Below are 9,290 nucleotides of genomic sequence, written 5' to 3'. Positions count from 1 at the left end.
TTGAGTTTTTAATATCCATCAGCATAAGGAAACCAGACGACTATAGGAAAAAATAATCCTTGGATTAAATAAATAATCCATTCTTAACAATGGATTTTTAATAAAAACATAAGATTGTTCCAATGCAATACTTAATGAAAAATCATGCATAAAGCAGAATGTTACCTTTAACAAAAAAGAGAGAATAAAAATAATACGTGCGCCTATATTGACACGCACAATTTTCATTAATTATGGGCCAATAGAGAGGTAGAATTTGTTGTTTTAGATAAGCTAAGAACCAAAAAGCCTGATGTATTGGAAATTGAATCGATCAGTTTGAAAGTTTGTCAGTAACAACCTTTAACTTGAACACCACAGGCAGCCCTAAATGGGAGGAAGATCATAGGCTATTGCCAACATTTTCCTATTTTGTGAACATCAATAGGTATGATGGAGCATTTCAGTCAGTTCAGAGGTTACTACACCCTAACCTTCTGAATTTACAACACATTAAGAATGTATCAAAATAGCCCCCAAATGGTAACTCAATGTGTTGGGCTTACGGGTAATCGCTTGGTACCAATTTTACGCAATATATTAGATTTGTGTGCACTAATGGTTTTTTGGCTCCGTGACAGTTTGATTGAGATTTCTTTATTCGTTGCACCATCCAGGTACATCTTCAGGATCTCCATCTCCCGCCGCGTCAAACCCGCAGCTTCAAAATAGGCTTCATTAAATAATTCTGAATTATCATTTTTCAGGTTATAAATATCCCATGAATAACAATACCCACCGGCCAGAACCATATTTATCGCATTAAGGAAAAACTCAACACCGCTTTCATATTCAATGATCCCGCGCACGTTGCTCAAGTGATTGAAGAACTTATGCAGTGATTGTTCTTTTTTTACCAAAATAAGCACAGGGACGTTAGACATTAACAACAGTTTTTTAAAGTTTTCAACCAGCTGTGTATCGAGTTTTTTTCCATCAATAATACATATATCATAAGGATCTGATAATGTTTTATTGCTGCAATCTTCTACACCTTTCAGAATAATTGATGACCCTGGATAACTGGTCTCAATGATACGGATTATCCCTAAACTACCAATATTCTTTTCACCCAAGTATAAAACTTTCATCATACAATCCTGTTAATACTACGTCCATATTCCCTTTATACTTGAAACCAGAGGGAGTCTAACCACTGCAAGGGTGGGCTAGACCTGGCTCGTCAACACTGTGGCATACACTTCCCAGTCAATATTGCCAGGAAATTAAAAACTCATGTAATACAGTGCAATAGCTCATAAATACCGTTTATGAAGGTGCGCTAAGCAGTAACGAATAAAGCCACTTATTCCCTTCTTTCTCAGCAAGGCTAAATTAATAAACTTTACATTTAATTACTTAATAATCCCGTGGTATCACTAATTATCATTATCGAAATAATTTTACCTCTTCTCAACGAATTAGGAGTAAGATTCCACGCAAACATTTTGTGAGATAATTCTTAAAAAATATCATTAAGGATTATCTTATGAAGAAAATAATACATGAAAATTAATAAGAAAAAAACAAAATCCGTTGACCATGCGTTTAAAAAACCGTAACCCATTGGTTTATTTATGAGAAAAATCTTAGTCAATAATGAGAAAATTACCCAACAATCACAGATCCAATAAGACAGAATGCTGGTTTGCAGGAACATTCTTAAAAAACAATAATCCAATATAAGCCCAGGATAAACTTTTCACTAGCTAAAAAACCACCAGTAACACTCACTTTATAAACCATTATAGTTAACTAGATAAACAAAAAAGAAACAAATGACACCCTCAGCATAGGATAATAATAAGAGGCTGCATACTGTAAATCTATGTAAACTAACGCTGCCCCTGTAGTACACTTATCGCATCCACACTGGAGTAGTAGCAAACGTTATGAATATGACAACACCCGCTGACTCATGATATCGTTGTTTTTTCGCACTGATGACAGCGTTATAACTATTACCTGAATAATAGATAAAAAGCCTGATGGTTTTCCCAGCATTGGTATTCTTAGATATTCTTAATTAACTCGTTCTTTTTCAACCGTATGAAAACAGTCCCCTTTGCTTTATACGCTAAGTAACTCGAGTTGCAGAAAGACAGTATCTGCAAAGGCAAATAACCAAGCCAACGCACATGCCACTTGCAGTATAATGGATATAGAGGTAAACGGCTCAATGGGGACTAAAGTCCCACATTCAGATTATGTATCAGTTTGAGGCAAGCTTATATATGCGTCCTTTTCAGAAAAACACCCTGACCTCTCCACCCCATGTACAGCAGGAGCAACGTCTCAACGCTCTTGCACAACAATACCGTGACGCTATCGCTCTCAATGATTATGCGGCGGGTAAAGCTATCGCAGAAGCCACCCTCCGCTTAGTACCACGCAATACCGATGTGCTGTCCAGCTATGCTTTGTGCTTAATGCGCACAGGTGAATATGAGAAGGCCTATAAAACCTATAAAAAACTGCTGCAAAGTCAGCCGTTGGAATCCCTCCCTGCCACTATGATCGATGGATTAGCAGAGGTTTGCGGCTGGTTGAACCGCCCGGATGAAGTTCGACGTTTCGGCTTGATGTCGCTGGAACAGGGGGATCAAAAATTCAGCAGCTATCCGGCTTACCCATTACCAGCACCGCAGCCCCCGGTATTTAACCCACATAACCAGGCAGAAAACGCCATTGCGTTTACCCTGTTCGGTTCACTGGTACGTTACTGCGAAAGTGCCGTAATGAACGCCAAGGTGAGTAAAGCGCTGTTTCCCAACTGGCATTGCCGTTTCTATCTGGACGACAGTGTGCCGCAGGATGTACAGCAACGCCTGCGTGAGGCAGGAGCTAAGGTGATCAAAGTAGAAGGTGAGCAGCATCAGAATATCCCACCGTTGATGTGGCGCTTTCTGGTGTTGGATGACCCAACCGTCAAACGCTATCTGATCCGCGATGCGGATTCGTTACTCTCAGAACGGGAACAAGCTGCGGTGGAAGCGTGGTTGCAAAGCGATTGCTGGTATCACCACATGCGGGATTACTTTACTCATACCGAGCTGCTGTTGGCAGGGATGTGGGGAGGCTGTCACAATCCCAACCTGCCTTCGATCATCAACCAGACTCGCGAGTATCTGAGCCAGCAAGACAACCATCGCCGCTTTGTCGATCAATATTTCCTGCGCCAGCATCTTTGGCCCACCGTCAAACAGAGCTTGCTCAGCCATGACGATCTCTTCGGTTTCCACCAGGCACATCCTTTTCCCGCACATGTGCCGATCCGCTGGCAAACAGACAAATTCCATGTTGGCAGCAACGCCAGCTATCAGTTAGCAGGCATCGCCAGCCAGAAAGAAGAAGGTGAACTGCAACAGTGGGAAGTGCTGGATGCACAGGGTAACAGGTTATGCCAATATGCCACCGTGGTGAAAAACCATGAGTGGCGCGAACTGATGCCTTTCTTCCTGCTCGATCGCATTCTCGCCGGAGAATGGCAGTTACGTAATATCAATTAATTTATCGCCAGCTGTTTTCAGCAATCAGGAACCTTTATTGGCCCCTGATTGCTGACCAACCGATCTGTTAGCCCGCGAGCACAGCCATCATTGCTCTAGCGCTACCTGTTTGAAGATATGCTTGCCAAACGGATCAATTTCATAGCCTTTCACCTCTTTGCGCACCGGTTCAAAGATGGTGGAATGAGCGATCATCAGTGCTGGCATCTGCTCATGCATCATGACCTGCGCCTGGTGATACATCGCCAGGCGCTTTTCATGATCATTTTCCTCACGCGCTTTGGCAATCAGTTCATCAAAGGGTTTATAGCACCACTTGGCCGAGTTCGAACCCCCGTTGGCAGAGGTGCAGGTAAACAATGGGCCGAAGAAGTTATCAGGATCGCCATTAGCCGTCGTCCAGCCCATTAACGCCGTCTGGTGCTCGCCACTTTTCACCCGTTGCAGATACTCACCCCATTCAAAAGTGACAATCTTGGCCTGGACGCCGAGCTTGGCCCAGTCTGCCTGGATCATTTCAGCCATCCGCTTAGCATTCGGGTTATAAGGCCGCTGTACCGGCATCGCCCACAAATCGATAGCGAACCCCTGCTCCAATCCCGCCTCTTGCAGCAGCTGTTTCGCCTTCTCTGGCGCATAGGCATAATCTTCAATGCTGGCATTGTTGCCCCACTGGGTCGGCGGTAACAGGTTTTTTGCCTGCTGACCCGCGCCGTGGAATACCGCTTCGATGATCGCCGGTCGGTTCACCGCCATCGCCAATGCCTGACGTACTTTCACGTTATCCAATGGTTTTTTCTGGGTGTTAAACGCCAGGAAACCAATGTTCAAACCGGATTTCTCCATCACCTGAATATTTTTATCTTCGCGCATGCGTGTTAAATCGGCCGGATTCGGGAACGGCATCACCTGACACTCGTTCTTCTGCAATTTAGCGTAACGCACCGCCGCATCAGGCGTGATAGAGAATACCAGCCGATCAAGTTTCGGCTTGCCTTCCCAATAGTGATCAAACGCCTTGTAAAGGATCTTGGCGTCTTTCTGGTATTGCAGCAGTTGGAATGGCCCGGTGCCAATCGGATCGTTGTCCACCCGTTGCGGTGTCCCCGCTTTCAGCATCGCTTCGGCATACTCCGCAGACAGAATGGTGGCAAAATACATGCCCAGATCGGCCACAAACGGCGCCTCAGCGCGTGAAAGCTCAAAACGGACGGTATGATCGTCCACTTTGACAATGTTGTTGATCAGCGAACCGAACTCCATCGACTCAAAGTTGGTATAAGCGCCGTTGGATACTTTGTGATAAGGGTGATTCGCGTCTTTCTGGCGCATAAAGGAGAAAATCACATCATCGGCGTTGAAATCGCGGGTTGGCGTGAAGAATTTATTGCTCTGGAATTTCACCCCTTGGCGCAGGTAGAAGGTGTAATTCTTACCGTCTTCACTCACTTCCCAACGTTCCGCCAGGCTGGGTTGCAGATCGACAGTACCGGTTTTGAAATCCACCAGCCGGTTATAAATCGCCGCCGAACTGGCATCCACCGTGGGGCCAGAAGTAAACAACTGCGGATTGAAGCCTTCCGGCGAACTTTCTGAACAGAAAACCAACGTACTGGCGGCTTGCGCACTGCTCATGACCGCCGCGGCCAGCAGGCCCAGCGTTATTTTCACGATCTTTTTCTGCATTGTCTCATCCCATGACATATCGAAGAATTAACTGCACTGATACCAATAAATCAAACAGTTAGGGATGTAAAGCATAAGTTATAGCAGCTTGCCTCACTGATGATAAAAACAAACGATATTGGCCGTTTCACTCATTTCACCAATACCTATTTCAAGTTACAGTAGCGGCAGAAAAGGAGAAGCGATGAACCCAAAACAACAGATTATCGATGCACTACGGCAAGACTCGCAACGCATGCAGATTTTGTCCACCGCACGGCGGCTCGGCCTGCACGATTGGTGTTTGGGAGCTGGCTTTATACGTAATCTGGTGTGGGATAAACGGCATGATTACAGGGTGGCAACGCCATTGAATGACATTGATGTTATTCATTTTGATCCGCGCAACAGCGATGCCCAACACGACGCCATACTGGAAACCCGGCTGCTGGAATGGCTGACGCAGCCGTGGTCAGTGAAGAATCAGGCACGCATGCACCTGCGCAGCAACCGCTCACCTTATCTGAACAGTGAAGATGCCATCAGTTATTGGCCGGAAATCGAAACTGCCGTCGGTGCTCGTCTGAATGCTGACGACAGTATCACTCTCATTGCCCCTTTCGGGTTGCAGGCATTGTTCAACGATACCATTACTTTTAACGCTAAAAGTAATAACTTTACCGCTTTCGAACAGCGCATCAGGCAAAAACGGTGGCTACAACGCTGGCCACGGCTGAAGGTGGTGAATACTCTTAGTGGCTAGCGTTCAGCTTTTCTTGAGCGGCTTGACCAGATGATCAAGCCCTTCAATCTTAATTGCCAGCGTCATTTCCATCAGCATGCCCAGCTTGCCATGAGGGAACTCGCCTTTACGGGCAAACCACAGCAGGTACTCTTCGGGTAAATCGATCAGCACCCGCCCCTGGTATTTGCCAAACGGCATCACGGTATTGGCGATTTCAATCAGGTTCTCTTTTTCCATCAGGCACCCAGCAGGCGGATCATTTCCGCTTCGTCGATCACTTTGATCCCCAATTCTTGCGCTTTAACCAGCTTGGAGCCCGCAGCCTCGCCCGCAATCACCAGGTCAGTTTTCTTGGAAACACTGCCGCTCACCTTAGCCCCCAATGCCACCAAACGATCCTTGGCTTCATCCCGGGAAAGCTGGCTGAGGGAGCCGGTCAGCACCACGGTTTTACCCGCAAATGGGCTGTCTATCTCCTCCACCACCACGGCCACCGACGCAGGCCAATGGATACCCACATCCGGGCCGATCAGCTCCTCGATCACCCGTTGGTTATGTTCTTCGGCAAAGAAATTCACTACGTGCTCCGCCACCACTTCCCCCACATCCTGCACTTCTTTGAGCGCTTCCAGATCGGCCGCTCGCAGTTTCTCCAGCGAACCAAAGTGGGCTGCCAGGTTAGCCGCCGTGGCTTCCCCCACTTCACGGATGCCCAGCGCATACAGGAAACGGGCAAAAGTGGTTTGCTTGGCGGTTTCCAAAGCATTAACCAGGTTCTGCGCCGACTTCGGCCCCATGCGTTCGAGCCCGGTCAAAATACCAGCGGAAAGACGGAACAGATCGGCCGGGTTTTGCACATATTCTTTGTCCACCAGTTGCTCAATGATTTTCTCCCCCATGCCGTCAACATCCAACGCACGGCGAGAGACAAAGTGCCGCAGCGCTTCTTTACGCTGGGCGCCACAAATCAACCCACCAGTGCAACGCGCCACCGCCTCGCCCTCCACGCGCTCCACGTCAGAACCACAAACCGGGCAGTGCTGCGGGAACACCACTGCGCGCGCATCCTGTGGGCGACGATCTTCTATCACCCCTACCACTTTGGGGATCACATCACCAGCACGGCGCACAATAACCGTGTCGCCAATACGCAGGCCCAAACGTTCGATCTCATCTGCATTATGCAAAGTGGCGTTGCTGACGATCACACCGGCCACCTGCACCGGCTCCAACCGGGCAACCGGAGTAATGGCACCGGTACGCCCTACCTGGAACTCGACTTCGCGCACAATGGTGATCTGTTCCTGCGCCGGGAATTTGAAGGCGGTTGCCCAACGCGGCGCTCGTGACACAAAGCCAAGTGTTTCTTGCAGATCAATATCGTCGATCTTCACCACTACGCCGTCGATATCGAAACCCAGTTGGATACGCTCTTGTTCAATCTGGCGATAAAATGCCAGCACCTCATCGCTGCCGGTGCAACGTTTGACACGATCGCTCACCGGTAAACCCCAGGCTTTAAACTGCATCAGGCGTTCCCAGTGGCTACGCGGCAATTCTCCCCCTTCCAGCAGGCCCACGCCGTAACAGAAGAACGTCAGTGGCCGCTTGGTGGTGATACGCGGATCGAGCTGACGAATTGACCCTGCGGCCGCATTACGCGGATTGGCAAACACCTTACCGTCTTTACGACGCGCATCTTCATTCATCTGTTCAAAACCGGCATGCGGCATGAATACTTCACCCCGTATTTCCAGCCGAGAGGGAATATTTTCCCCGGTCAAACGCAGCGGAATAGCGCGGATGGTGCGCACATTGGAAGTAATATTTTCACCGGTGGAACCATCGCCACGCGTGGCCGCACGTACCAGTTCCCCCTCTTCATACAGCAGGCTGACCGCCAGGCCATCCAGTTTTAACTCGCAGCAGAAGGTTAACGGTTCACTGCTTTTCAGGCGATCCTGTACACGCTTGTAAAATGCCAGATAACCTTCTTCATCGAATACGTTGTCCAAAGAAAGCATTGGCACTTCATGATGCACCTGCTCGAACGCTGCCAAGGGTGCAGCCCCAACACGCTGGGTGGGTGAGTCGGCGGTGATCAGTTCTGGATGGGCATCCTCCAAAACGATCAGTTCGCGCATCAGACGATCATACTCCACATCCGGGATCTCAGGCGCATCAAGCACATGATATTGATATTCGTGATGGCGCAGTGAGATTCGTAGTTGATTGATTTTTTCGTTAATCGATTCCATGGGCTCACCATCAAAAGATAAAAAGCCCCCGGTTGGCGGGGGCTAGAAATGACAGACTGTTCAGTGCGATTTGCGTCCGATCAGGCGTGCTTGTTTTCCAACACTTCACGAATGCGTGATTTGTAGGTTTCCAGCTTCTGTGGCGTCATCATGCGGCGTTCATCATCCAACACCACGCCCCCCACATCGTCGGCGATGCGCTGGGCTGATTGCAGCATCAACTTGAAGTTTTGATTGGCGTCCCCGTAAGACGGCACCATCATGAACATTGAGACACCCGGCGTAGAGAAATCGGACATCATTTCAGGATCAAACGATCCTGGTTTAACCATATTCGCCAAGCTGAACAATACTGGGCCGCTGCCTGCCGGGCTGATATGGCGATGGAAAATCCCCATTTCGCCAAACTGAAAACCTGCCTGTAATACGCTCTGCAACAGGATTTCACCACCGATGACACTCCCCTGATGCGCCGCCACATGCAGCACCAGAACGGTTTCTTTCCGTTTCGCCGGTTTGAGTGGCTCCGCTTCTGGCGCAGGCGCTGCCGGTTTCACCTCCGGCGTTGGCTGACGCACCGGTTCAGCGTGATGGAATGCGGGTTCCGGCGCTTCTACCGGCGGCAAATCATCAACGTGCGTTTCATGGCGCGGCACGGGTGGCTGTTGCGGTTCGTCATCTTGCTCATCCTGCGCGTAGTTATCCAGCAGGATGTCATCATAATCCGGCCGCTCCGAAAGCGGTGCCGGTTGATGAACAGACCGTGGGGCTGGCTTTGGTGCCGCAACAGGTTCTTCGCGTGCGGCATCAAAATGGCCCAATGACGGTTCGTCCTGAAGATGAGAGGTACGCACCCGCACCTCCCCAACGCCTTCAGCAGGCTCATCAAATGGAGTAGGTTCGCGTTCTTTTTTCGAACGCTTGGCTGGGCGATCGCGAAAAAGCGACGAGCGCTCTTTACGGCTGGTCCAAAGACCATGCAATAACAACGCTATTATGGCGATCGCGCCAACAACGATTAATATCAGACGCAAATCCTGCATCATTGCTATCTCTGTTGTTCCAATACATTGC

General features: G+C 48.7%; 7 protein-coding genes. 2 read left to right on the top strand and 5 right to left on the bottom strand.

Going from position 1 to position 9,290, the window contains the following annotated elements:
* Positions 1-527 precede the first annotated feature (527 nt).
* Positions 528-1,133 (bottom strand): helix-turn-helix transcriptional regulator, encoded by a 606-nt coding sequence (locus Z042_RS24535; RefSeq protein WP_081758446.1) that lies wholly within the window; start codon positions 1,131-1,133, stop codon positions 528-530.
* 1,140 nt (positions 1,134-2,273) lie between these two features.
* On the opposite strand from Z042_RS24535, the gene Z042_RS11540 reads away from it, so the two are divergent.
* Positions 2,274-3,548 (top strand): tetratricopeptide repeat protein, encoded by a 1,275-nt coding sequence (locus tag Z042_RS11540; protein ID WP_024912568.1) that lies wholly within the window; start codon positions 2,274-2,276, stop codon positions 3,546-3,548.
* 87 nt (positions 3,549-3,635) lie between these two features.
* Here the strand turns inward: Z042_RS11540 and Z042_RS11535 are convergent, their stop codons facing one another.
* Complete coding sequence (locus tag Z042_RS11535) at positions 3,636-5,234, bottom strand: ABC transporter substrate-binding protein (protein WP_024912569.1); 1,599 nt, start codon at positions 5,232-5,234, stop codon at positions 3,636-3,638.
* Positions 5,235-5,418: 184 nt separating this feature from the next.
* Here Z042_RS11535 and Z042_RS11530 point away from each other — a divergent pair, with 184 nt between their 5' ends.
* A complete protein-coding gene (locus Z042_RS11530) occupies positions 5,419-5,976 on the top strand; it encodes a nucleotidyltransferase family protein (RefSeq protein ID WP_024912570.1) in 558 nt (185 codons plus the stop codon).
* Between the two features lie 3 nt (positions 5,977-5,979).
* Here Z042_RS11530 and Z042_RS11525 read toward each other — a convergent pair whose 3' ends face one another.
* From Z042_RS11525 to zipA, 3 genes are all read right to left on the bottom strand, one after another.
* Positions 5,980-6,195: a DUF3820 family protein gene (locus Z042_RS11525; protein WP_024912571.1), complete on the bottom strand. Its 216-nt coding sequence runs from the start codon at positions 6,193-6,195 to the stop codon at positions 5,980-5,982.
* Complete coding sequence (gene ligA, locus Z042_RS11520) at positions 6,195-8,216, bottom strand: NAD-dependent DNA ligase LigA (protein ID WP_024912572.1); 2,022 nt, start codon at positions 8,214-8,216, stop codon at positions 6,195-6,197. Before ligA ends, Z042_RS11525 begins: the two co-directional genes overlap by 1 nt.
* Before the next feature lie 80 nt (positions 8,217-8,296).
* Positions 8,297-9,262: a cell division protein ZipA gene (zipA, locus tag Z042_RS11515; protein ID WP_024912573.1), complete on the bottom strand. Its 966-nt coding sequence runs from the start codon at positions 9,260-9,262 to the stop codon at positions 8,297-8,299.
* Positions 9,263-9,290: the final 28 nt, after the last annotated feature.

It is taken from the genome of Chania multitudinisentens RB-25 (assembly GCF_000520015.2).
Taxonomy (GTDB): domain Bacteria; phylum Pseudomonadota; class Gammaproteobacteria; order Enterobacterales; family Enterobacteriaceae; genus Chania; species Chania multitudinisentens.
Note: the sequence above shows the minus strand (reverse complement) of the source record. Positions and strands in the feature narration are given on the sequence as shown.